Consider the following 21,167-nt stretch of genomic DNA (forward strand, 5'->3'; position numbering starts at 1 on the left):
GAACCTTCAGTGGATAGGGTGTTATGTCCGGAAAAGCACAACAGCAGTCTCGTTTGAAAGAGTTGATCAGCCGTGGTCGTGAGCAGGGTTACCTGACTTACGCGGAGGTCAACGACCATCTGCCGGAGGATATTTCCGATCCGGAACAGGTGGAAGACATCATTCGCATGATCAACGACATGGGCATCAACGTATTCGAGAGTGCCCCGGATGCGGATGCCCTGTTGTTGGCCGAGGCCGACACCGACGAAGCCGCTGCCGAGGAAGCGGCCGCCGCGTTGGCCGCCGTGGAAACCGATATCGGCCGCACCACCGACCCGGTGCGCATGTACATGCGCGAAATGGGCACCGTGGAACTGCTGACCCGCGAAGGCGAGATCGAAATCGCCAAGCGCATCGAGGAAGGCATTCGCGAGGTGATGGGTGCCATCTCCTACTTCCCCGGCACCGTCGACTCCATTCTCGCCGAATACGAGCGCGTCACCACCGAGGGCGGGCGCCTGTCCGACGTGCTCAGCGGCTATCTCGATCCCGACGACGATGGCGCCGCCGCGCCCGCTGAAGTGCCTGTCGACATCAAGAGCAAGGCCGCCGAGGCCAGCGACGACGATGACGACGAAGAGAGCGACGACGACAGCGAAGAAGAAGAAGGCGATGGCGGCCCGGACCCGGAAGTCGCCCGCCAGCGCTTTGGCGCCATTGCCGAGCAGGCCGAGAAGACCCGCAAGGCCCTGAAGAAGCATGGCCGCGGCAGCCCGCAGGCAACCGCCGAGCAGCAGGCGCTGGCCGAGCTGTTCATGCCGATCAAGCTGGTACCCAAGCAGTTCGACGCGCTGGTCGAGCGTGTGCGCGGCGCCCTGGACCGCGTACGCGGCCAGGAGCGGGCGATCATGCAACTGTGCGTACGCGATGCTCGCATGCCGCGTGCCGATTTCCTGCGCCAGTTCCCGAATCACGAAACCGATCTCGACTGGAGCGTGCAGCTCGCCAACGGCAAGAGCAAGTACGCCGAGGCCATCGGCCGCCTGCAGGGCGACATCCAGCGTAATCAGCAGAAGCTGATCGACCTGCAGGAAGAAACCGCCCTGGTGATCGGCGAGATCAAGGACATCAACCGCCGCATGTCGATCGGCGAGGCCAAGGCCCGCCGGGCGAAGAAAGAGATGGTCGAGGCCAACCTGCGCCTGGTGATCTCCATCGCCAAGAAGTACACCAACCGCGGCCTGCAGTTCCTCGACCTGATCCAGGAAGGCAACATCGGCCTGATGAAGGCGGTGGACAAGTTCGAATACCGCCGCGGCTACAAGTTCTCGACCTACGCCACTTGGTGGATCCGCCAGGCGATCACCCGCTCGATCGCCGACCAGGCGCGCACCATCCGGATTCCGGTGCACATGATCGAGACGATCAACAAGCTCAACCGCATCTCCCGCCAGATGCTGCAGGAAATGGGTCGCGAGCCCACTCCGGAGGAACTGGGCGAGCGCATGGAGATGCCCGAGGACAAGATCCGCAAGGTGTTGAAGATCGCCAAAGAGCCGATCTCCATGGAGACTCCGATCGGCGACGACGAAGACTCGCACCTGGGCGACTTCATCGAGGACTCCACCATGCAATCGCCGATCGACGTGGCGACGGTGGAAAGCCTCAAGGAAGCCACCCGCGAAGTACTGGCCGGGCTCACCGCCCGTGAAGCCAAGGTGCTGCGCATGCGCTTCGGCATCGACATGAATACCGACCACACCCTCGAGGAAGTCGGCAAGCAGTTCGACGTCACCCGCGAGCGTATCCGCCAGATCGAAGCCAAGGCACTGCGCAAGCTGCGTCACCCGTCGCGGAGCGAGCACCTGCGCTCCTTCCTCGACGAGTAGCCCATCGGCGCTTCTTCGTAGCGCTGAAAAACGACCCCTCTGCCAATCGGAAGAGGGGGTTATTTTTTGTTCATCGCGCCTCTCCGAGGAAGGTGACCTTGAATTTGCCCGGGCCCCGGAAGCCGTTGGCCACTCGCTTGATGGCCTTGATGTAATTATTCACGCCCTCCTGCAGGCTGGCGTGCTTGCATGGGGACTCGGGCGGCGGCGAGGATAGCGCCCCAGTTTTTTTTGGCGAAGCACGGTAGTGGCGGCAAGCCGCTATCGCAGACACGCCGAGGCCAGTGGCTGATTGGCAGCGAGCAGCTTCTGCAGCTGCACGGCTCGGTCGTCCCTCAGGCTTTTCTGCATTGCGCAACAGCAACCAGCGACTGCGCTTGACTACCTTGTGCACCGGCTCGTCGTTCCGCAGAGGGCTGATCGGGGCGGAAATGATCAATCACCTCACACCAATAGCGCGCCATCACGTGGCACAGGTCGCAAACCAATTCGGCTTACGGGCTTCAGCTCCCGGCCGAAAGCAGTGTTTATGCCCATCGCCACCGCATCGATCTTCAGGCAGTGTTCGCCGACTAACTCGAAGAACGGACGAATAGCCTCGCAGCAATTCATTGCCGCGGCCGAATCGCAGCATCTGCGTTCGCTTAGCATCCATGATCACCGCGGCATAGCGATGCCCCGAGTGCGGGGCGCACTCGTCCATCACCGGACGGCGCACCGCGCCCGGCTCGAAAGTGCCGACCTCCGCCTCCAGGTGGCGCTTGTCGAGGGTTTGAGGGTAGGCGGGCAGAATCCGCAGCAAGCCCTCCAAACCCGCAAACGCCGAGTCAGGCGAGAAGCGGATTCCAGCCAATCGATCAGCTCGGTCACTCGCCCAAAGCGCGGGCAGTCCACGCGGCGTAGGAGCAGCTAGAGCTGAATTCGTTGAGCCAACAGATCGCGGTCACTCGGCGCAGGTGTCGTTCGTGGATCAAAGCACTGGGCTGCTGGCAGCACCCAAACCAGGGCACTTGGCTAGGGATTCCAGCGCAAGCAGCAGGGTGTTGTCGGCAATGGGGCAAGAGGCTACGACGCCATAGCCTGGCCAGAGAACGGCAAGATCGACAGGATGCACGGCGACAACAAAGGGAGGGGGAATTGGGTGCATTTTGGCGACTGCCACTTTGACCCATGTCCCTGCCGGACAAATCACTCCCCCCTTGAATCCGCCTAGAACCAGAAAATGCGCCCTGAGGCGCTTTTCCAGCTCTTCGCAAAGGCAGATCAGGCCTGGGCCTGTACCTCGCCGGCGGCCTGCATGCGCGCCAGTTCCTGGGCGTAGAGGGCGTCGAAGTTTACCGGGGACAGCATCAGCGCCGGGAACGAGCCGCGGGTGACCAGGCTGTCGAGGGTTTCGCGCGCGTAGGGGAACAGGATGTTCGGGCAGAAGGCGCCGAGGGTATGGCTCATGGACGCCGCGTCCAGGCCCTTGATCAGGAAGATGCCGGCCTGCTGCACTTCGGCGATGAAGGCGGTTTCCTCGCCATTCTTCACAGTGACCGATACCGTCAGCACCACTTCATGGAAGTCGCCTTCCAGGGTCTTCTGGCGGGTATTCAGGTCCAGGGCGACGCTCGGGTTCCACTCCTGGCGGAAGATCTCCGGGCTCTTCGGCGCTTCGAAGGACAGGTCGCGCACATAGATGCGCTGCAGGGAGAACTGCGGGCCTTCGGCGTTCTGGGAAGCGCCGTTCGCGCCGTTGCTTGTTTGTTCGGTCATGGCAAAGCCTTCTTGTTCGTGCGTTTATCGATGGTTCAGGATTTGAGCAGCGCGTCCAGCTTGCCCGCACGCTCCATGGCATAGAGATCGTCGCAACCGCCGACATGGGTGTCATCGATCCAGATCTGCGGCACCGAGGTGCGACCGGCCTTGCGGGTCATCTCGCTGCGCAGTTCGGGCTTGCCGTCGACTGCGATCTCTTCGTAGGCGACACCCTTCTTGCCGAGCAACTGCTTGGCTCGTATGCAGTAGGGGCACCAGGCGGTGGTGTAGATGACGACTTTCGACATATCACTTGACCAGCGGCAGATTATCTCCACGCCAGCTGGCGATACCGCCGGACAGCTTGGCGGCGGTAAAGCCAGCCTTTTGCAGCTCGCGGCAGATGCTGCCGGCGTGCTGCCCCATGGCGTCGACCACGATGAGGGTCTTGGCCTTGTGCTTTTCCAGCTCGGCCATACGGTTGACCAGCTTCTCGAAAGGAATGTTCAGGGCATCGACGATATGCCCGGTGTCGAAGTCCTTCTTCGGACGAACGTCCAGCACCACGCCGGTCTCGGCGTTGACCAGGGCGGTCAGCTCGCGTGTGCTCAGGCTCTGCCCGCCGCGACGCATCTCGGTGAAGATCAGCAGCGCCAGCAGCAGCACGAACAGACCGCTGAGCACATAGTGGTGGGTGGCGAATTCGATCAGGTGGGCGACCATCAATAGTTTCCAGGGGCGGTAAAATGCCGGCCAGTATACACAGCCCCCGGAGCCGGCTGAACCCGCGAAACGGCCAGCCGTGTCAGGGGCGTCACACTGGGTTAAAATGCCCGCCTTTTTCACGCCTGGTGCGCCGGGCCCCAACGAGTCGAACCCCCATGACCGCTACCCGCAAACCCCTGGTACTGATCATTCTGGACGGCTTCGGTCACAGCGACAGCCCCGAATACAACGCGATCCACGCCGCCAACACCCCGGTCTACGACCGCCTGCGCGCCACCCAGCCGCACGGCCTGATCTCCGGCAGCGGCATGGATGTCGGCCTGCCCGACGGGCAGATGGGCAACTCGGAAGTGGGTCACATGAACCTCGGCGCCGGCCGCGTGGTGTACCAGGATTTCACCCGTGTCACCAAGGCCATCCGCGACGGCGAGTTCTTCGCCAACCCGACCCTTTGCGGTGCGGTCGACCAGGCGGTCGGTGCCGGCAAGGCGGTGCATATCCTCGGCCTGCTCTCCCCCGGCGGCGTGCACAGCCATGAAGAGCACCTGGCGGCCATGGCCGAACTGGCCGCCCAGCGCGGAGCGGAAAAAATCTACCTGCACGCCTTCCTCGACGGCCGCGATACGCCGCCGAAAAGCGCGCAAAGTTCCATCGAGCTGCTCGACGCCGCCTTCGCCAAGCTCGGCAAGGGCCGCATCGCCTCGCTGGTCGGCCGCTACTTCGCGATGGACCGCGACAACCGCTGGGACCGCGTCGAACAGGCCTACCACCTGATCGTCGATGGCCAGGCCGACTACCGCGCCGCCAACGGCGTGGAGGGCTTGCTGGCGGCCTACGAGCGCGGCGAGAGCGACGAGTTCGTCAAGGCCACGGTGATCGGCGAGCCGGTAACCGTGGAAGACGGTGACGCCGTGGTGTTCATGAACTTCCGCGCCGACCGCGCCCGCGAGCTGACCCGCGCCTTCGTCGAGGCGGATTTCAAGGAATTCCCGCGCCAGCGCGTGCCGCAACTGGCCGGCTTCGTCATGCTCACCCAGTACGCGGCGAGCATCCCGGCCCCCTGCGCCTTCCCGCCGGCACCGCTGACCAACGTGCTCGGCGAGTACCTGGCCAATAACGGCCTGACCCAGCTGCGCATCGCCGAGACCGAGAAGTACGCCCACGTCACCTTCTTCTTCTCCGGCGGCCGCGAAGAGCCGTTTCCCGGCGAAGAGCGCATCCTCATTCCCTCGCCGAACGTCGCCACCTACGACCTCAAGCCCGAGATGAGCGCTCCGGAAGTCACCGACCGGATCGTCGAGGCCATCGAGAACCAGCGCTTCGACGTGATCGTCGTCAACTATGCCAATGGCGACATGGTCGGCCACACCGGCGTATTCGAGGCGGCGGTGAAAGCAGTGGAATGCCTGGACAGCTGCGTCGGTCGCATCGTCGAGGCGCTGGACAAGGTCGGCGGCGAGGCGCTGATCACCGCCGACCACGGCAACGTCGAGCAGATGGAAGACGAAGTTACCGGCCAGGCGCACACCGCCCATACCTGTGAGCCGGTACCGTTCATCTATGTCGGCAAACGCCACCTGCGCATTCGCGAAGGCGGCGTGCTGGCCGACGTGGCGCCGACCATGCTGGCGCTGCTTGGCCTGCCGCAACCGCAGGAAATGACCGGCCGCTCCATCGTCGAACTCGACTGAACCACCCGCACAAGGCCGGAAGCTTGACGCGCTTCCGGCTTCGCGCTTTTAGCTTCCCGCGCGCTTCGGCATACTAGGGCCTGCCTCTTCCCTCCGGTGTCGCACGCCCCATGTTCCGCACCCTGTTCTTCCTCGCCCTGATCAGCCTGCTCGCTCCGGCCTTCGCCGACGAGCGCGCCGACGCCCAGAAACAACTCGAAGCCGCCCGCCAGGATGTCGCCGAACTGAAGAAGCTGCTGGACAAGCTGCAGCAGGAGAAGTCCGGCGTGCAGAAGGAACTGCAGAAGACCGAAAGCGAAATGGGCCAGCTGGAGCGCCAGGTGAAGGATCTGGAGCACGAGCTGAAGGACAGCGAAACCGAGCTCGAGCGCCTGGACAAGGAAAAGAGCACGCTCGAAGGCGCACGCCTCGAACAGCAGCGGCTGATCGGCATCCAGGCCCGCGCCGCCTACCAGAGTGGCCGCCAGGAATACCTCAAGCTGCTGCTCAACCAGCAGCAGCCGGAACGCTTCGCCCGCACCCTAAGCTACTACGACTACGTGAACCAGGCGCGCCTCGAGCAGCTCGGCGCTTTCAACGAGACCCTGCGGCAGTTGGCCAACGTCGAAGACGAGATCGCCGCCCACCAGGCCGAGCTGGTGGCGCAGAAGAGCGCGCTCGACGATCACCGCGCCCAGCTCGACGCAGTGCGCAAGGAGCGCCAGCAGGCCCTGGCCAAGCTCGACCGCGAATACGGCGCCGGCGACAAGAAGCTCAAGGCGCGCCAGCAGGACCAGGCCCAGCTCGATCGCCTGATCAAGACCATCGACGAAACCCTCGCCCGCCAGGCCCGCGAAGCCGAACAGGCCCGCCAACGACTGCTTGCCGAGCAGCGCGAACAACGCCAGGGCGGCGAGCCGGCCGCCCGCGGCCCCCTGGTTTCCAGCAGCGGCGCCGTCTACGGTGGCCCCTTCGCCAAGGCACGCGGCAAGTTGCCATGGCCAGTGGATGGCCGCTTGATCGCCGCCTACGGCACTCCTCGCAATGGCGACCCTCGAAGCAAGTGGGACGGCGTACTGATCGGCGCCAGTTCCGGCAGCCAGGTACGCGCCGTGCACGGCGGCCGGGTGGTGTTCGCCGACTGGTTGCGCGGTGCCGGACTTCTGGTCATTCTCGACCATGGCAACGGATATCTGAGCCTCTACGGTCACAACCAGAGTCTGCTCAAGGATGCCGGCGAGATCGTCAAGGCTGGCGACCCCATCGCCACCGTCGGCAACAGCGGCGGACAGGACACCCCCGCCCTGTACTTCGCCATTCGCCAGCAGGGCCGCCCCAGCGACCCGCTGCAATGGTGCCGCGCCCAGGGTTGACCGGCCCGCCGGACGCAACGGAATTTCGGTGGCCAGCCAGGCGCCGCCCCTAAACATTAGGAGTTAGTTGGATATGCCGCATTGCTTCCGCCTCACCAGCCTCGCCCTGGTCCTCGGCCTGCTGGCCGGCCTGCCAGCAGCCCACGCCGATGAGCCCGTTGCCGGCGCGGCGGTGGCGGACACCAAGGCACCGTTGCCGCTGGATGAACTGCGCACCTTCGCCGAGGTGCTCGACCGCATCAAGGCCGCCTATGTCGAGCCGGTGGACGACAAGACACTGCTGGAGAATGCCATCAAGGGCATGCTCAGCAACCTCGATCCGCACTCGGCCTACCTGGAGCCGGAAGACTTCCGCGAGCTGCAGGAAAGCACCAGCGGCGAGTTCGGCGGGCTGGGCATCGAAGTCGGCCTGGAGGACGGCTTCGTCAAGGTGGTCACACCGATCGACGACACCCCCGCCGCCCGCGCAGGCATCGAGGCCGGCGACCTGATCATCAAGATCGACGGCCAGCCGACCAAGGGCCTGTCGATGATGGAAGCGGTGGACAAGATGCGCGGCAAGCCGGGCAGCAAGATCCAGCTGACGCTGATTCGCGAAGGCGGCAAGCCTTACGATGTCGAATTGATCCGCGCCGCCATCAAGGTCAAGAGCGTGAAGAGCCAGTTGCTCGACGATGGCTACGGCTACGTGCGCGTCACCCAGTTCCAGATCAACACGGGCGAGGAAGTCGGCAAGGCCCTGGCCCGCCTGAAGAAGGACAACGGCGGCAAGAAGCTCAACGGCCTGGTACTGGACCTGCGCAACAACCCTGGCGGAGTGCTGCAGGCGGCGGTGGAAGTCGCCGACCATTTCCTGGACAAGGGCCTGATCGTCTACACCAAGGGTCGCATCGCCAACTCCGAGCTGCGCTTCTCCGCCGACCCGGACAACCTCAGCGAGGGCGTGCCGCTGGTGGTGCTGATCAACGGCGGCAGCGCCTCGGCCTCGGAAATCGTCGCCGGTGCCCTGCAGGATCACAAGCGCGCGGTGCTGATGGGTACCGACAGCTTCGGCAAGGGTTCGGTCCAGACCGTGCTGCCGCTGAACAACGAGCGCGCCCTGAAGCTGACCACCGCGCTGTATTTCACCCCCAACGGCCGCTCGATCCAGGCCCAGGGCATCGTGCCGGACATCGAGGTCGCCCGCGCCAAGCTGACCCGCGAACAGGACCAGCAAAGCATCAGGGAAGCGGATCTGGAGGGGCACCTGGGCAACGGCAATGGCGGCCCGGACAAGCCCAGCAGCAAGAAGGCCGCCAGCGAGCCGCGCCCGCAGGACGACGACTACCAGCTGAGCCAGGCACTGAACCTGCTGAAAGGGCTGAATATCACTCGCGGGGAATAGGCCACGCATGCCCGAGCCGTACTGCGCTTCACGGCTGGGCCGGAACATGTAGCCGGCGCCGTCATCGGCAGTTGTGCCGCGGAACGCGGCGCAATCCGGGAGCGCGCCCCGGATTGCAACGGCGCCTTAACCGCGTACTCGCTCTGACCTTAGTTGCAGCTTGGGGCGCGAAGCTGCTCTACAGGTAGCTGTTGGTGATGTCGTCGACGTAGCCTTCGGCGCGCAGCTCGTCGAGGGCCTTTTGCAGGCGCTCCACCACTTCGTCCGGGGTGTCCTTGTTCAGCGCCAGGTAGAGCTCGGCATCGTTGAAGCGCAGCACGGTCTGCAGCCCGGACACGCCCTCCTGCTTGGCCAGGTAGCGGCCCACCGGGTCGGTGGTCGCCCACAGGTCGATCTGGCCCTTGAGCAGCTTCTGCACGTTCTGCTGGTCGCGCAGCGCGTTGATCGGCTCCAGGCCCTGGCTTTCCAGATGCTGGCTGACCGCGTCGTTCTTGTAGGCACCGATGCGGTATTTGCTGGCTTCCTTGAGGCTGCCGATGCTGATGTTGTTGCCCGGCGCGGCGAGCAGCACCCAGCCGGTGTTGGCAATCGGCCCGACCCACTTGAACAGCGGCTGGCGCTCGGGGGTGAACGTGGTGGAGAACAGCCCGTAGCTGGGCTTGTCGAGGGTCAGCTTGTACAGGCGGTCCCAGGGAAAGCGCAGGCTCAGGTTGTAGTTGATGCCGGCGCGCTTGAACATCTCGCGCACGATATCGGCGCTGATGCCGTCGATGCCTTCGTCACGGGCGAAGTTCTTGTCGTCCACCGCCATGTTGAACGGCGGAAAGTTTTCCGTCAGCAATACCACCTTGTAGTCGGCCGGCAGCTCAGCGCGAGCTGTAGCGGCGACCAGGACCAGACCTAGCAATAAACTCCGTTGCAGTAGTTTCAGCATGGCTAATACCGCTCCCCATGGTTTGTAGTTATGGTTGGGCCATCCTGGCTGTGGCGCATCCGCCGACGGACGCGGCTCCGTTTTGGCGGCTGGCCCGAGGGCCTGGCCGCCGCGACAAGGTTTACAGGTAGCTGTTGAGAATCTCGTCGACCATGCCCTCGGCGCGCATCTGGTCCAGCGCGGCCTGCAGCTTCTGCACGATCTCGTCCGGCACGTTCGGGTTCAGCGCCAGGTAGAGTTCGGCACTGTCGAAACGCAACACCGTTTTCAGGCCCGACACACCTTCCTGCTTGGCCAGGTAGCGCCCGGCCGGGTCGCCGGTGGCCCAGAGGTCGATCTGGCCCTTGTCCAGCTTCACTGCGTTCTGCTGGTCGCGAAGGGCGGTGATCGGTTCCAACCCCTGCTCGGTCAGGTATTCGGCAATGGCATCGCCTTTATAAGCGCCGACCCGATATTTTTTCGCTTCGTCCAGGCTGTTGAGCTGAATCTGGCTGTCGCCCCTGGCCAGCAATACCCAGTCGTCCGGCCCGAGCGGACCGACCCATTTGAACTGCTCCTCACGCTCCGGCAGACGGGCGGTGGAGAACACACCATAGCCGGGTTTGTCGAGCGCCAGCTTGTAGATGCGATCCCAGGGGAAGCGCAGGGTCATGTTGTACTTGACCCCGGCGCGCTTGAACATCTCGCGCACGATATCCACGGCAATGCCGTCGATATTGTCTTCCTGGGCAAAGTTCTTGCCGTTGATGGCCATGTTGTACGGCGGGAAGTTTTCCGTCAGCAGCACGACGGTGTAGTTCTCGCTGGTTTCGGCATGGACGGTACCGGCCAGCACCAGCATGGTGCTGGCCAGGGTCAGCAGCAAGCGTCTGAACATTAGCGGCTCTCTTGTCTAGTTATAGTGGCAGTGGGCCCAGCATACCCAGGCAAGACGCCCTGGCCCAGTCCCGATGGCAAATCGGGACCGAACGGTCGCCTCTTGTTACATGTATTTCTTCACGATCTCCTGCAGGCTGCCGTCCGCTCGCAGGCTCTCCAGGGCAGCCTGCAACTTCTGCACCACTTCGTCGGAGGTATTGGGATTCAGGGCCAGGTACAGCTCGGCGGTGTTGAAGCGGTGCGCCACCACCAGGTTCTCCAAACCTTCCTGCTTGGCCACGTAGCGCCCGGTCGGGTCGGCGGTGGCCCACAGGTCGATCTGTCCTTTGAGCAGTTTCTTCACATTCTCGGTGTCGCGCAGCGAGGTCTGTACCGTCAGGCCCCGGTCGATCAGGTGCTGGCTGATGGCATCGCCCTTGTAGCCGCCGATTCGATACTGGGCGGCATCCTGCAGGCTCCCCAGCTGGATACCGCTGTCGGCCTTGGCCAGCAGCACCCAGTCGTTGCTGGCGATCGGCCCGACCCACTTGAAGAGGCGCTCGCGCTCCGGCGTGCGGGCAGTGGAGAACACGCCATAACCCTGCTCGTCGAGGGCCTGCTGATAGACCCGGCCCCAGGGGAAGCGCAGGATCACCTGGCATTCGACGGCCGCGCGGTGGCACATCTCGCGCAAGGTGTCGGTGCTGATACCGAGCACGTCATCGCCACGGGCGAAGTTGCCGCCATTGGCGGCCATGTTGAACGGCGCCAGGTTCTCGGTCAGCAGAACCAGGGGCTCGGCGCGGCAAACGCCGCTCAGGCAAAACAGAATGGCAGCGGCAAACAGCCGTAAAGCAGGCATAGAGACTCCATGTCGGCAGTTATCGTTATGGGGAATTTGGGGCTTGAAACGCGGGGCGCCGACTCTATTCGAAAAGCCTAGCGCGCACCGTCGACTCGCGCACAGGATTGGCCGCCAAATGCGGCCGTTTGTCGATCAGCGCACCACGATGCCGCGACTGGCGAGGTAGGCCTTGGCTTCCGGCACGGTGAACTCACCGAAGTGAAAGATGCTCGCGGCGAGCACCGCGTCGGCCTTGCCCTCGAGGATGCCGTCGGCCAGATGCTCGAGGTTGCCGACGCCGCCGGAGGCAATCACCGGGATGCCGACGGCCTCGCTGATGGCGCGGGTGACGCCGAGGTCGAAACCGTTCTTCATGCCGTCCTGATCCATGCTGGTCAGCAGGATTTCGCCGGCACCGAGGTCTTCCATCTTCTTCGCCCAGAGCACCGCGTCCAGGCCGGTGGGCTTGCGCCCGCCGTGGGTGAAGATTTCCCAGCGCGGCGCTTCGCCGGGCGCGGACACTTTCTTCGCGTCGATGGCCACAACGATGCATTGCGAGCCGAAGCGCTGTGCCGCCTCGCCGACGAACTCCGGATTGAACACCGCGGCGGTGTTGATCGACACCTTGTCGGCCCCGGCATTGAGCAGGTTGCGGATGTCCTGCACGGTGCGCACGCCACCGCCAACGGTCAGCGGGATGAACACCTGGCTGGCCATGCGCTCGACGGTGTGCAGGGTCGTGTCGCGGCCATCGACGCTGGCGGTGATGTCGAGGAAGGTGATCTCGTCGGCGCCCTGTTCATCGTAGCGACGGGCAATTTCCACCGGATCGCCGGCGTCGCGGATGTTCTCGAACTTGACACCCTTGACCACACGACCGTTGTCGACGTCGAGGCAGGGAATGATGCGTTTGGCCAGGGCCATGGGGAGCTCCCGTAGGGTGGGTGCAACCCACCGGTAAAGATTACGTCAGTTGCGGCGGGTTTCACCCGCCCTACCGTCTTGGCGCTTGCCGCCCGCTCACTCGTCCTTGTACTTCAGGTCGCAGATCGCCTGGGCCTCGGCGACGTCCAGCGTGCCTTCGTAGATCGCCCGCCCGGTGATGGCGCCGACGATGCCACGATTATTGGTATCCAGCAGGGCCTGGATATCGCCAATGTTGTGGATGCCGCCGGAGGCGATCACCGGAATGCGGCTGGCGTTGGCCAGAGCCACGGTCGCGGGGATGTTGCAGCCCTGCATCATGCCGTCCTTGGCGATGTCGGTGTAAACGATGGCGGACACGCCGTCGGCCTCGAATCGCTTGGCCAGATCGGTGGCCTGCACGGTCGAGACCTCGGCCCAGCCGTCGGTGGCAACGAAGCCGTCCTTGGCGTCCAGGCCGACGATGACCTTGCCCGGGAAGGCCTTGCAGGCCTCGGTGACGAACTCAGGCTGCTTCACCGCCTTGGTGCCGATGATCACGTAGCTGACGCCGGCCCTGACGTAGTGCTCGATGGTTTCCAGCGAGCGAATGCCGCCGCCGATCTGGATCGGCAGGCCCGGATAGCGCCTGGCGATCGCAGTGACCACCTCGCCGTTCACCGGCTGCCCCTCGAAGGCACCGTTCAGGTCGACCAGGTGCAGGCGCCGGCAGCCACCGTCCACCCAGCGCGCAGCCATGGCCACCGGGTCGTCGGAAAACACCGTGGAGTCTTCCATGCGGCCCTGGCGCAGGCGCACGCAGGCGCCGTCCTTCAGATCGATAGCGGGAATGATGAGCATCGGTGAACCTGCTTGAGTCGTGTGAATCGGGATGGGTCAGCTCTTTTCGAGCGCCCACAAGTCGCTTTCGATGCTTTCGAACCTGTCCTTCAGGTGCGTCTGCACGTCGAAGATCGCCTTGTTGTAGTAGTAGGGGGCAATGTCCTGGCTGAACAGGTCAAGCAGCTCCTGCACCTCGAAGCTGCCCAGCTGCAGCTCGAAGCGCTCGTCGAGAAAGCGCTTGAGCCGGTCCAGCGCCGCCTGGTTCTGCTCGGCGTCGAGCTGCAACAGCGGCGGCCTGGCCTTGCCCTTGCTCATTACCAGCGCCCGTCCCAGGCGGCGAAGTTCTGCAGCAGTTGCAGGCCATGGGTATGGCTCTTCTCCGGGTGGAACTGCACGGCGAAGCGCGAGCCCTCGGCCAGCGCGGCGGCGAAGTCGACGCCATAGTGGCCGTGCCCGACCACCTGCCGGGGGTTGCCGGCCTCGATGTAGTAGCTGTGCACGAAATAGAAGCGCGCCAGGTCGGGAATGCTGTGCCAGAGCGGGTGGCTGACGCTCTGCCGGACTTCGTTCCAGCCCATGTGCGGCACCTTCAGCTGCTCGCCGTCTTCATGCAGGTCCTTGCCGAAGAAGCGCACCTGGCCGGGAAACAGGCCGATGCAGTCGACGCCGCCGTTCTCCTCGCTGCGTTCCAGCAGCGCCTGCATGCCGACGCAGATGCCGAGGAACGGGCGGTCGACGCTGACCTCGCGGACTAGGTCGTCGAAGCCCAGGCGGCGGATTTCGGCCATGCAATCGCGGATCGCACCGACGCCGGGGAACACCACGCGGTCGGCCTCGCGGATCACCGCCGCATCGCTGGTGACCAGCACCTTGCCGGCGCCGACGTGCTCCAGGGCCTTGGCCACCGAGTGCAGGTTGCCCATGCCATAGTCGATGACTGCAACCGTTTGCATCAGAGCACGCCCTTGGTGGATGGCATCTGCCCGGCCATGCGCGGGTCCAGCTCGACGGCCATGCGCAGCGCGCGGCCGAAGGCCTTGAACACGGTTTCGATCTGGTGGTGGGTGTTGTGCCCGCGCAGGTTGTCGATGTGCAGGGTAACCAGCGCATGATTGACGAAGCCCTGGAAGAACTCCTGGAACAGGTCGACATCGAAGCCGCCGACGCTGGCGCGGGTGAAGGGCACGTGCATCTGCAACCCCGGGCGGCCGGAGAAATCGATCACCACGCGCGACAACGCTTCGTCCAGCGGCACGTAGGAATGGCCGTAGCGGGTCATGCCCTTCTTGTCGCCGACCGCTTGGGTGAAGGCCTGGCCGAGGGTGATGCCGACGTCTTCGACGGTGTGGTGATCGTCGATATGCAGATCGCCCTTGCACTGGATGTCGAGGTCGATCAGGCCGTGGCGGGCGATCTGGTCGAGCATGTGCTCGAGGAAGGGCACGCCGATGTCGAAACGGGCCTTGCCCGTGCCGTCCAGGTTGATCGACACCTTGACCTGGGTTTCCAGGGTATTGCGCTCGACGGATGCCGTACGTTCGGCCATCACCAGCTCCACAAAAGCTCACGGGAAAAGGCCGCCATTATAGGCGTGCCACGCCGGAGCCGGCTACCGGCGGCGGCTGGGCGGGTTTACACTCGGCGGCCCGTCCGAGGAGCCCCGCCATGCCCGTAGTCGTCGAAACCCTCAGCGCCCCCTCCGCCCAGGACCGCAGCGACCTGGCGAAGATCTACGCCGACGCCCCAGCCTGGCTGCTGGCGCCCCACGCCGACGGCGCCGCGCTGGTCGAGGCCGGCCTCGCCCGCGGCGAACTGCTGGCCGGGCGCTTCAATGATCGCCTGCTCGGCGCCGCGTTGCTCGAACGCGGTCCGCAGCGCTGGCGCCTGTCGCATCTGTGCGTGCGCCAGGTCACCCGCGGCCGGGGCGTCGGTCGGCGCCTGCTCGATGAGGCCAAGCGCCTGGCGGCCGAGGCCGGCCGCCCACTGTACCTGGCGGCACCGGCCAACCACCTGGAAAGCCAGGCCCTCGCGGCCCGTGCCCAGTTGCCACTGGACGCGCTGTAGACACTGCCACCCGGCTGGCGCCGTCCCGCAAAATGCAAGCCGGGAAACCGCGAAATCATGCGTTTTGCATGACCGGTGTTTTTCGCTCCGATTTAACTTATTGGTTTATAAGGAAAAATTATTCGCTTCGGGTTGGCATGGCGACTGCTATTTGCAAAGCCGAGTATTTCCGCGAATGGAGGCTACCCCATGAACCGTACCTTGGAGCGAATCAGGGCTGCTTTTCCTGAATTCAGCGTGTCCGCCAAAGAGCGCCCCGATGGGGATTACCTGGTCATGTTGCACGGAGAGGATGGCAAGCAGATCAAGCGCGTGCTGCCCTACCAGGCCGTGGGATCGAACGAACGCACCGACTGGCTGATCGGCGCCATTCGTCGCGACCTGGCCATGGCCGCCGGCATGCGACCGGATATCCGCTCGCTGCAAAGCCAGAAGAGCCAGCACCTGCCGACCTACAACGTGATCTGACCGCTGCGGGGCGCCGGCCGGCGCCCCCAAGCGATGCCGCCTTGCCGGGCCGCCTGCGCTACCGCCCGGCACCGGAGTCGACGCCCACCTGCGCCACCCGCCTACACTGGCACAAAGCGGTCACTGCGATATGATCGCGCCTCGGTCAACGCGGAGTCAGTCGTGCGCAACATCCTGGTCGTCGAAGACAGCGCCCTGGTGCTGAAGATTCTTGAGCATCTGTTCCATCAGGAAGCAGGCCTGCAACCGGTGTTCTGCGCGTCCCTCGGCGAGGCCCAGGTCCTGCTGGAAACCTCCGCCGAACTGTTCTTCGCCACCATCGTCGACCTCAACCTGCCAGACGCACCCAACGGCGAGATCGTCGACCTGGTCATGCGCTACAACCTGCCCTGCATCGTGCTCACCGGCTCCTATAACGAGCAGCGCCGCGACGAGCTGCTGCTCAAGGGCGTGGTCGACTACGTGCTCAAGGAAAGCCAGCACTCCTACGAATATGCCTTTCGCCTGCTGCATCGACTGGAGAGCAACAGCCACGTGAAGATCCTCGTCGCCGAGGACTCCGAGGCCACCCGCCACTTCATCCGCCGTGTACTCACCCCGCACCTGTACCAGATCATCGACGCCCGCGACGGCGACGAGGCGCTGCAGATCCTGCTGGATCAGCCGGACATCGACCTGTTCCTGGTCGACCACAGCATGCCCGGCGTCAGCGGCTTCGACCTGGTCAAGCTGCTGCGGCAGAAGTACCGGCGCAACGAGCTGATCATTCTCGGCCTCTCCGCCGACGCCAAGGGTTCGCTCAGCGCGCTGTTCATCAAGCACGGCGCCGATGACTTCCTGCGCAAGCCATTCTGCCCGGAGGAACTCAACTGCCGGGTGATGTCGACGCTGGAGCGCCGCGACATGATGCGCGCGCTGCGCCAGGCCGCGCAGTTCGACTCGCTGACCAACCTGTACAACCGCCGCGCCTTCTACGAGCAGGGCATCGCGCAGTTCCGCCAGGCGCAGCGCAGCAAGCAGTACCTCAGCGTAGCGATGATCGACCTGGACTTCTTCAAGGTGATCAACGACGAGCACGGCCACGCCAGCGGCGACGCTGCCCTCGTGGCCTTCTCCCGCGCCCTGCGCGCGGCCTTCCCCGATGCCCTGCTGGGCCGCCTCGGCGGCGAGGAGTTCGCCCTGGTCAGCCCCGAGGATGGCGCCACTGTCAGCGCCGCCCTCGACCGCCTGCGCGACACCTGCGCCGGCCTCAAGTACGCCGTCGGCGCGCCGCCGTTGTCGTTCAGCGCCGGCGTCTACCACGGCGAACCGGAAGACTTGGAAAGCCTGCTGCACGAGGCCGACCTGCGGTTGTACCAGGCCAAGAACCAGGGGCGCGGGCGCACCCTGCACAATTGATAGGCAGCGCTGTCTTCCCGCACTACTTCTTGCCTGTAGGGGCGAATTCATTCGCCTGGCGGTGTCTGGTCAGGCGAATACATTCGCCCCTACAGCTGCGGGTCTCGCCTTTCGGTGTAGCCGGATGAGCGCCAGCAGGCAGCACCGTCCACTCGAGCACTGCGGTAAACTGCCGCGCCCGGCCGTTGCCGGGCATCTTGTTGCTGCGAGGTCGTTGTCGTGCGGGTTGTGGATGTATTGATCATAGGCGCCGGTGCCGCCGGCCTGATGTGCGCGGCGACCGCCGCCGGGCGCGGCCGCCAGGTGTTGCTGCTGGACCACGCCAACAAGGCCGGCAAGAAAATCCTGATGTCCGGCGGCGGACGTTGCAACTTCACCAACCTGTACTGCGAGCCGGCCAACTTCCTCTCGCGCAACCCGCACTTCTGCAAGTCCGCCCTGGCACGCTTCACCCAGTGGGACTTCATCGGTCTGGTGGCCAAGCACGGCGTGGCCTACCACGAGAAGAAGCTCGGCCAGCTGTTCTGCGACAACAAGTCCAGCGACATCCTCAACCTGCTGCTGGCCGAGTGCGAAGAGGCCGGCGCGTACCTGCTGCTGAACACCGCGGTGGACAGCATCGAGAAAGCGGAAGACGGCTACCGCCTGCAGACCAGCGCCGGGCCGATGCGCTGCCAGTCGCTGGTGATCGCCAGCGGCGGCCTGTCCATCCCGACCCTCGGCGCCACGGGTTTCGGCTATCAGGTGGCTCGGCAGTTCGGCCATGAGGTGCTGCCGACCCGCGCCGGGCTGGTGCCGTTCACTATCACCGACCCGCAGCTGAAAACGCTATGCAGCGAGCTGTCCGGCACTTCGGTGGAGGACTGCCTGGTGAGCTGCAACGGCCAGAGCTTTCGCGAGAACATTCTGTTCACCCACCGCGGCCTGAGCGGGCCGGCGATCCTGCAGATTTCCTCCTACTGGCAACCGGGCGATGTCATCGAGATCGACCTGCTGCCACACCTGGACCTGCCGACCTGGCTGGCCGAACAGCAGGCCACGAGGCCGAACAGCGAACTGAAGACCCTGCTCGGCGAGCTGTTCACCAAGAAGATGGCCGCCCTGCTGGCCGACAGCTGGTTCGTCTCCAAACCGCTGAAGCAGTACAGCCCCGCCGAGCTTAAGGCGATCGCCGCCAAGCTGCAGCAGTGGCAACTGGTGCCGGCCGGCACCGAGGGCTATCGCACCGCCGAGGTGACCCTGGGCGGGGTGAGCGTGGATGAGGTGTCGTCCAAGACCATGGAATCGCAGCGCTCGCCGGGGCTGTACTTCATCGGCGAAGTGCTGGACGTCACCGGCCACCTCGGCGGCTTCAACTTCCAGTGGGCCTGGGCCTCGGGCTATGCGGCGGGACAGTACGCCTGACGATCTAGACGGATGTCGAGACGCCTGCGCTGCCGGCTCTGGATACCGACCTGCGTCGGTACGACGGGCCTGGGAAAGCGCGTGAGTGTGTAACGCCGCGATGCCTGGATATCGCTTACTCAGCTCCATCACCCGATAGAGAACGAAGCACGCACCCTTCTCGAACCGTCGCCCCGGCGAAAGCCGGGACCCAGTGGAGTCATTCCGGGTCTCAGCGCATCACCCATCACCGAAGCGCGCCGCGCTCACTCTTCCAGCAGCTCGACGAAGCGTCGGGCGAGGGTATGCACATCCCCCGGCCAGCGCGCGGACAGATAGTTGCCGTCCTGCACGACGAACGCCGGGCGCTCGTCGGTGGGGCTGTCACGGTGCAGGCCGCTGGTCTTGCGCCAGCGGTCGATCGCATCGAGCGGCACATCGAGGAAGTCCTCGGGGCGCGCCAGGGCACGGGTGACCTCGGCCTGCACGCTCATGTAGCCGGCCGGCTCGCCGGGCGCTTCCCGGTAGGTGCGGTAGTAGTGCGGGTCCCAGACGCGACCGAAGAACCGGGTCAGCCGCCAGGCACTGCGCTCCATGCTCCAGGTCAGCGCGGTGGTCTTGCGCCCGTAGAGCACCGAGCGGCCGTCGTCCCTCAGGCTGCGCGCCGCCAGCAGCACGCCATGGCAGACCGCCGCCACCGGTTTGTCGCGGGCGAAGAACGCCGCGACCACGGCCTGCAGCGCAGCGCTTTCCAGATAGGTACGCATGCCTCGGGCGCGATGGCCGCCGGGCAGGAACAGCCCATCGAATGACTCGGCGCGCAGTTGCGAATAGCGCAAGGGCTGGCGGTAATCGGCGTCATCGCACAACGCTCGATAGGCCTCGCGGGCATCGGCGCGGGCACGCAGCAGCAGGCCGAGCAGCCTGACCCTGCGCAACCCCGGCAGCCAACCCCAGGGGTCGAGCCCCATGCCGTCGAGCATCAGCGAATCGCCCTCGGCGGGCTTGCCGGCGGGCGTGGCAAAGCGGACCCGGTGGCCCGCCGCACGCAATGCCTGCCAGGCGAGCGCGACCTCGCTCGGGTCGAAGTCCAGCGCCGGCAGGGGCATCAGCAGGGTCGTGCGGGGTGCGGCAGTCATCGCAGAAGCCTTCGCCAGAGAGCAGTGCCGGCATTAGAGCGCCCGCCCGCGCCGGCTCACCACTGTCCGTGCGAGCCAAGGCAGTGGCTTTGCCAGCCTGGCCGCCCGCGCGCCCGGCTACTGCTCGGTGATTTCCGGCGGTGGCGAGATCTTTTGCGGCCCCTGGGGATCGGTCGCGGTGTTGTGGTACTCCTGGGAATTCTCCTCGACGTTTTGCAGGCTGCCGGGCTCCGGGTCCCCGCAACCGGCCAGCGCCAACACCATCAGCACAAGTACATACGGCATGACAACCTCCCACGTGGCGCCGCCCGGGAGCGGGCGGCCTCGTGGGGTTGACCGGCAGGCGCCGGGGAAGTGCCGGGATCACAGCTGGGCGAGCAGCTCCGCCGCCGGCCGGTACGGCAGGCCATGGGCTTCGGCGACGCTGGCGTTGGTGAGCTGCCCCTTGGCCACGTTCAGGCCGTTGCGCAGGTGCGCATCCTCTTCCAGAGCCCGCCGGGTGCCCTTCTCCGCCAGGGCAACGACGAACGGCAGCGTGGCGTTGTTCAGCGCCAGGGTAGAGGTGCGCGCCACGCCGCCGGGCATGTTCGCCACGCAGTAGTGCACCACCTCATCGACCACGTAGGTGGGCTCGGCATGGGTGGTGGCCCGCGAGGTCTCCGCGCACCCGCCCTGGTCGATGGCGACATCCACCAGCACCGCGCCAGCCTTCATCAGCCTGACCATTTCCGCGCTGACCAACTTGGGCGCCGACGCACCGGGAATCAGCACCCCGCCGATCACCAGGTCGGCGGCCAGCACCTGTTCGCGTACCGCCGCGCGGGTCGAGTACAGCGTGGTGATGCGGTTGCCGTACAGCGAGTCGAGCCGGCGCAGGGCGTCGACACTCTTGTCCAGCACGGTGACATCCGCGCCCATGCCAACGGCCATCGCCAGGGCATGGCTGCCGACCACGCCGCCGCCGAGGATCACCACCTTGCCCGGGGCGACGCCCGGCACGCCGCCGAGCAGCACACCGCGACCGCCGCGGGCTTTCTCCAGGCAGCAGGCACCAGCCTGGATCGACATGCGCCCGGCCACTTCGGACATCGGCGCCAGCAGCGGCAGCCGGCCCTGAGCGTCGGTGACCGTCTCGTAGGCGATGCAGGTGGCGCCGGAAGCCAGCAGATCGTCGGTCTGCGGGCGGTCCGGGGCCAAGTGCAGGTAGGTGAACAGCGTCTGCTCGGGGCGCAGCCGGGCACGTTCCTCGGCCAGCGGCTCCTTGACCTTGACGATCATCTCGGCGGCGGCGAACACCGCCTCGGCGTCGGCGCCGATCTGCGCGCCGGCCGCCTGAAAGTCGGCATCGCTGAACCCGATGGCCGCGCCGGCCTGGCTCTGCACCCAGACCTGATGACCGAGCCCGGTCAGCTCCGCCACCGAGGACGGCGTCAGGCCGACGCGGTACTCGTGATTCTTGATTTCCTTGGGTACTCCGATACGCATGCTGGCCTCCAGGGTTACGGCATAGGACGTAAGAGAAAGTGTAGAAAGCCGAGCGGCGGACCCACCCTGAATACCCTGCTGATT

At 65.2% G+C, this 21,167-nt stretch carries 22 protein-coding genes and 1 pseudogene; 8 read left to right on the forward strand and 15 right to left on the reverse strand.

Annotated features, from left to right (window positions below; all coding sequences use genetic code 11):
- The first annotated feature begins 23 nt into the window (after positions 1 to 23).
- The gene (gene rpoD, locus ACWKV7_RS03835) at positions 24 to 1,871 is read left to right on the forward strand and encodes an RNA polymerase sigma factor RpoD (protein ID WP_483856320.1); all 1,848 of its coding nucleotides are present in this window, start codon (positions 24 to 26) and stop codon (positions 1,869 to 1,871) included.
- A 70-nt stretch (positions 1,872 to 1,941) separates the two neighbouring features.
- Here rpoD and ACWKV7_RS03840 read toward each other — a convergent pair.
- The 4 genes and pseudogenes from ACWKV7_RS03840 to ACWKV7_RS03855 form a co-directional block, all read right to left on the reverse strand.
- Positions 1,942 to 2,985: pseudogene (locus ACWKV7_RS03840) on the reverse strand (transposase).
- A gap of 149 nt (positions 2,986 to 3,134) precedes the next feature.
- Positions 3,135 to 3,629, reverse strand: a complete 495-nt coding sequence (gene secB, locus ACWKV7_RS03845) for a protein-export chaperone SecB (protein ID WP_483856321.1) — start codon at positions 3,627 to 3,629, stop codon at positions 3,135 to 3,137.
- A gap of 35 nt (positions 3,630 to 3,664) precedes the next feature.
- Positions 3,665 to 3,919 carry a glutaredoxin 3 gene (grxC, locus tag ACWKV7_RS03850; RefSeq protein WP_483856322.1) on the reverse strand — a complete coding sequence of 85 codons (255 nt, stop codon included), beginning with the start codon at positions 3,917 to 3,919 and terminating at the stop codon, positions 3,665 to 3,667.
- 1 nt (position 3,920) lies between these two features.
- Positions 3,921 to 4,334 carry a rhodanese-like domain-containing protein gene (locus ACWKV7_RS03855; protein WP_483856323.1) on the reverse strand — a complete coding sequence of 138 codons (414 nt, stop codon included), beginning with the start codon at positions 4,332 to 4,334 and terminating at the stop codon, positions 3,921 to 3,923.
- 158 nt (positions 4,335 to 4,492) lie between these two features.
- Here ACWKV7_RS03855 and gpmI point away from each other — a divergent pair, with 158 nt between their 5' ends.
- The 3 genes from gpmI to ACWKV7_RS03870 all read left to right on the forward strand — a co-directional run bounded on the left by gpmI (position 4,493) and on the right by ACWKV7_RS03870 (position 8,764).
- The gene (gene gpmI, locus ACWKV7_RS03860) at positions 4,493 to 6,028 is read left to right on the forward strand and encodes a 2,3-bisphosphoglycerate-independent phosphoglycerate mutase (protein WP_483856324.1); all 1,536 of its coding nucleotides are present in this window, start codon (positions 4,493 to 4,495) and stop codon (positions 6,026 to 6,028) included.
- 110 nt (positions 6,029 to 6,138) lie between these two features.
- A complete protein-coding gene (locus tag ACWKV7_RS03865) occupies positions 6,139 to 7,380 on the forward strand; it encodes a murein hydrolase activator EnvC family protein (RefSeq protein ID WP_483856325.1) in 1,242 nt (413 codons plus the stop codon).
- Between the two features lie 73 nt (positions 7,381 to 7,453).
- Positions 7,454 to 8,764: a S41 family peptidase gene (locus tag ACWKV7_RS03870; protein WP_483856326.1), complete on the forward strand. Its 1,311-nt coding sequence runs from the start codon at positions 7,454 to 7,456 to the stop codon at positions 8,762 to 8,764.
- A 178-nt stretch (positions 8,765 to 8,942) separates the two neighbouring features.
- Here ACWKV7_RS03870 and ACWKV7_RS03875 read toward each other — a convergent pair whose 3' ends face one another.
- The 8 genes from ACWKV7_RS03875 to hisB form a co-directional block, all read right to left on the reverse strand.
- Complete coding sequence (locus tag ACWKV7_RS03875) at positions 8,943 to 9,698, reverse strand: substrate-binding periplasmic protein (protein WP_483856327.1); 756 nt, start codon at positions 9,696 to 9,698, stop codon at positions 8,943 to 8,945.
- A 121-nt stretch (positions 9,699 to 9,819) separates the two neighbouring features.
- On the reverse strand, positions 9,820 to 10,575 hold the full coding sequence (locus tag ACWKV7_RS03880) for a substrate-binding periplasmic protein (protein WP_483856328.1): 756 nt from the start codon (positions 10,573 to 10,575) through the stop codon (positions 9,820 to 9,822).
- Positions 10,576 to 10,680: 105 nt separating this feature from the next.
- Entirely contained in the window at positions 10,681 to 11,418 is a 738-nt protein-coding gene (locus ACWKV7_RS03885) for a substrate-binding periplasmic protein (RefSeq protein ID WP_483856329.1), read from the reverse strand.
- A 135-nt stretch (positions 11,419 to 11,553) separates the two neighbouring features.
- Positions 11,554 to 12,324, reverse strand: coding sequence for an imidazole glycerol phosphate synthase subunit HisF (gene hisF / locus ACWKV7_RS03890; protein WP_483856330.1), 771 nt, complete (start codon positions 12,322 to 12,324; stop codon positions 11,554 to 11,556).
- Between the two features lie 96 nt (positions 12,325 to 12,420).
- A complete protein-coding gene (gene hisA, locus ACWKV7_RS03895) occupies positions 12,421 to 13,164 on the reverse strand; it encodes a 1-(5-phosphoribosyl)-5-[(5-phosphoribosylamino)methylideneamino]imidazole-4-carboxamide isomerase (RefSeq protein WP_483856331.1) in 744 nt (247 codons plus the stop codon).
- Positions 13,165 to 13,200: 36 nt separating this feature from the next.
- Entirely contained in the window at positions 13,201 to 13,461 is a 261-nt protein-coding gene (locus tag ACWKV7_RS03900) for a DUF2164 domain-containing protein (protein WP_483856332.1), read from the reverse strand.
- Positions 13,461 to 14,099, reverse strand: a complete 639-nt coding sequence (hisH, locus tag ACWKV7_RS03905) for an imidazole glycerol phosphate synthase subunit HisH (protein WP_483856333.1) — start codon at positions 14,097 to 14,099, stop codon at positions 13,461 to 13,463. The genes ACWKV7_RS03900 and hisH overlap by 1 nt, the downstream gene beginning before the upstream one ends.
- A complete protein-coding gene (gene hisB, locus ACWKV7_RS03910; RefSeq protein WP_483856334.1) occupies positions 14,099 to 14,692 on the reverse strand; it encodes an imidazoleglycerol-phosphate dehydratase HisB in 594 nt (197 codons plus the stop codon). The genes hisH and hisB overlap by 1 nt, the downstream gene beginning before the upstream one ends.
- Before the next feature lie 119 nt (positions 14,693 to 14,811).
- Here hisB and ACWKV7_RS03915 point away from each other — a divergent pair, with 119 nt between their 5' ends.
- The 4 genes from ACWKV7_RS03915 to ACWKV7_RS03930 all read left to right on the forward strand — a co-directional run bounded on the left by ACWKV7_RS03915 (position 14,812) and on the right by ACWKV7_RS03930 (position 18,480).
- On the forward strand, positions 14,812 to 15,210 hold the full coding sequence (locus ACWKV7_RS03915; protein WP_483856335.1) for an acetyl-CoA sensor PanZ family protein: 399 nt from the start codon (positions 14,812 to 14,814) through the stop codon (positions 15,208 to 15,210).
- Between the two features lie 189 nt (positions 15,211 to 15,399).
- Positions 15,400 to 15,678 carry a DUF3509 domain-containing protein gene (locus ACWKV7_RS03920; protein WP_483856336.1) on the forward strand — a complete coding sequence of 93 codons (279 nt, stop codon included), beginning with the start codon at positions 15,400 to 15,402 and terminating at the stop codon, positions 15,676 to 15,678.
- A 162-nt stretch (positions 15,679 to 15,840) separates the two neighbouring features.
- The gene (locus ACWKV7_RS03925; protein ID WP_483856337.1) at positions 15,841 to 17,076 is read left to right on the forward strand and encodes a diguanylate cyclase; all 1,236 of its coding nucleotides are present in this window, start codon (positions 15,841 to 15,843) and stop codon (positions 17,074 to 17,076) included.
- Between the two features lie 219 nt (positions 17,077 to 17,295).
- Positions 17,296 to 18,480 carry a BaiN/RdsA family NAD(P)/FAD-dependent oxidoreductase gene (locus tag ACWKV7_RS03930; RefSeq protein WP_483856338.1) on the forward strand — a complete coding sequence of 395 codons (1,185 nt, stop codon included), beginning with the start codon at positions 17,296 to 17,298 and terminating at the stop codon, positions 18,478 to 18,480.
- Positions 18,481 to 18,725: 245 nt separating this feature from the next.
- On the opposite strand, the gene ACWKV7_RS03935 is transcribed toward ACWKV7_RS03930, so the two are convergent.
- The 3 genes from ACWKV7_RS03935 to ald form a co-directional block, all read right to left on the reverse strand.
- Positions 18,726 to 19,598, reverse strand: coding sequence for a type 1 glutamine amidotransferase domain-containing protein (locus ACWKV7_RS03935; RefSeq protein ID WP_483856339.1), 873 nt, complete (start codon positions 19,596 to 19,598; stop codon positions 18,726 to 18,728).
- A 117-nt stretch (positions 19,599 to 19,715) separates the two neighbouring features.
- Positions 19,716 to 19,883, reverse strand: coding sequence for a hypothetical protein (locus ACWKV7_RS03940; protein ID WP_483856340.1), 168 nt, complete (start codon positions 19,881 to 19,883; stop codon positions 19,716 to 19,718).
- Positions 19,884 to 19,961: 78 nt separating this feature from the next.
- The gene (ald, locus tag ACWKV7_RS03945; protein WP_483856341.1) at positions 19,962 to 21,083 is read right to left on the reverse strand and encodes an alanine dehydrogenase; all 1,122 of its coding nucleotides are present in this window, start codon (positions 21,081 to 21,083) and stop codon (positions 19,962 to 19,964) included.
- Positions 21,084 to 21,167: the final 84 nt, after the last annotated feature.

The organism is Zestomonas ipomoeae (genome assembly GCF_057128665.1).

What these genes read in the sequence shown, in the direction of transcription:
- secB (WP_483856321.1), bottom strand. Translation starts at nt 3,629, where the DNA reads ATGACCGAACAAACAAGCAACGGCGCGAACGGCGCTTCCCAGAACGCC.
- ACWKV7_RS03935 (WP_483856339.1), bottom strand. Translation starts at nt 19,598, where the DNA reads ATGACTGCCGCACCCCGCACGACCCTGCTGATGCCCCTGCCGGCGCTG.
- ACWKV7_RS03920 (WP_483856336.1), top strand. Translation starts at nt 15,400, where the DNA reads ATGAACCGTACCTTGGAGCGAATCAGGGCTGCTTTTCCTGAATTCAGC.
- ald (WP_483856341.1), bottom strand. Translation starts at nt 21,083, where the DNA reads ATGCGTATCGGAGTACCCAAGGAAATCAAGAATCACGAGTACCGCGTC.
- ACWKV7_RS03870 (WP_483856326.1), top strand. Translation starts at nt 7,454, where the DNA reads ATGCCGCATTGCTTCCGCCTCACCAGCCTCGCCCTGGTCCTCGGCCTG.
- ACWKV7_RS03940 (WP_483856340.1), bottom strand. Translation starts at nt 19,883, where the DNA reads ATGCCGTATGTACTTGTGCTGATGGTGTTGGCGCTGGCCGGTTGCGGG.
- ACWKV7_RS03900 (WP_483856332.1), bottom strand. Translation starts at nt 13,461, where the DNA reads ATGAGCAAGGGCAAGGCCAGGCCGCCGCTGTTGCAGCTCGACGCCGAG.
- grxC (WP_483856322.1), bottom strand. Translation starts at nt 3,919, where the DNA reads ATGTCGAAAGTCGTCATCTACACCACCGCCTGGTGCCCCTACTGCATA.
- rpoD (WP_483856320.1), top strand. Translation starts at nt 24, where the DNA reads ATGTCCGGAAAAGCACAACAGCAGTCTCGTTTGAAAGAGTTGATCAGC.
- gpmI (WP_483856324.1), top strand. Translation starts at nt 4,493, where the DNA reads ATGACCGCTACCCGCAAACCCCTGGTACTGATCATTCTGGACGGCTTC.
- hisB (WP_483856334.1), bottom strand. Translation starts at nt 14,692, where the DNA reads ATGGCCGAACGTACGGCATCCGTCGAGCGCAATACCCTGGAAACCCAG.
- ACWKV7_RS03885 (WP_483856329.1), bottom strand. Translation starts at nt 11,418, where the DNA reads ATGCCTGCTTTACGGCTGTTTGCCGCTGCCATTCTGTTTTGCCTGAGC.
- ACWKV7_RS03915 (WP_483856335.1), top strand. Translation starts at nt 14,812, where the DNA reads ATGCCCGTAGTCGTCGAAACCCTCAGCGCCCCCTCCGCCCAGGACCGC.
- ACWKV7_RS03855 (WP_483856323.1), bottom strand. Translation starts at nt 4,334, where the DNA reads ATGGTCGCCCACCTGATCGAATTCGCCACCCACCACTATGTGCTCAGC.
- ACWKV7_RS03880 (WP_483856328.1), bottom strand. Translation starts at nt 10,575, where the DNA reads ATGTTCAGACGCTTGCTGCTGACCCTGGCCAGCACCATGCTGGTGCTG.
- ACWKV7_RS03865 (WP_483856325.1), top strand. Translation starts at nt 6,139, where the DNA reads ATGTTCCGCACCCTGTTCTTCCTCGCCCTGATCAGCCTGCTCGCTCCG.
- ACWKV7_RS03875 (WP_483856327.1), bottom strand. Translation starts at nt 9,698, where the DNA reads ATGCTGAAACTACTGCAACGGAGTTTATTGCTAGGTCTGGTCCTGGTC.
- hisA (WP_483856331.1), bottom strand. Translation starts at nt 13,164, where the DNA reads ATGCTCATCATTCCCGCTATCGATCTGAAGGACGGCGCCTGCGTGCGC.
- hisF (WP_483856330.1), bottom strand. Translation starts at nt 12,324, where the DNA reads ATGGCCCTGGCCAAACGCATCATTCCCTGCCTCGACGTCGACAACGGT.
- hisH (WP_483856333.1), bottom strand. Translation starts at nt 14,099, where the DNA reads ATGCAAACGGTTGCAGTCATCGACTATGGCATGGGCAACCTGCACTCG.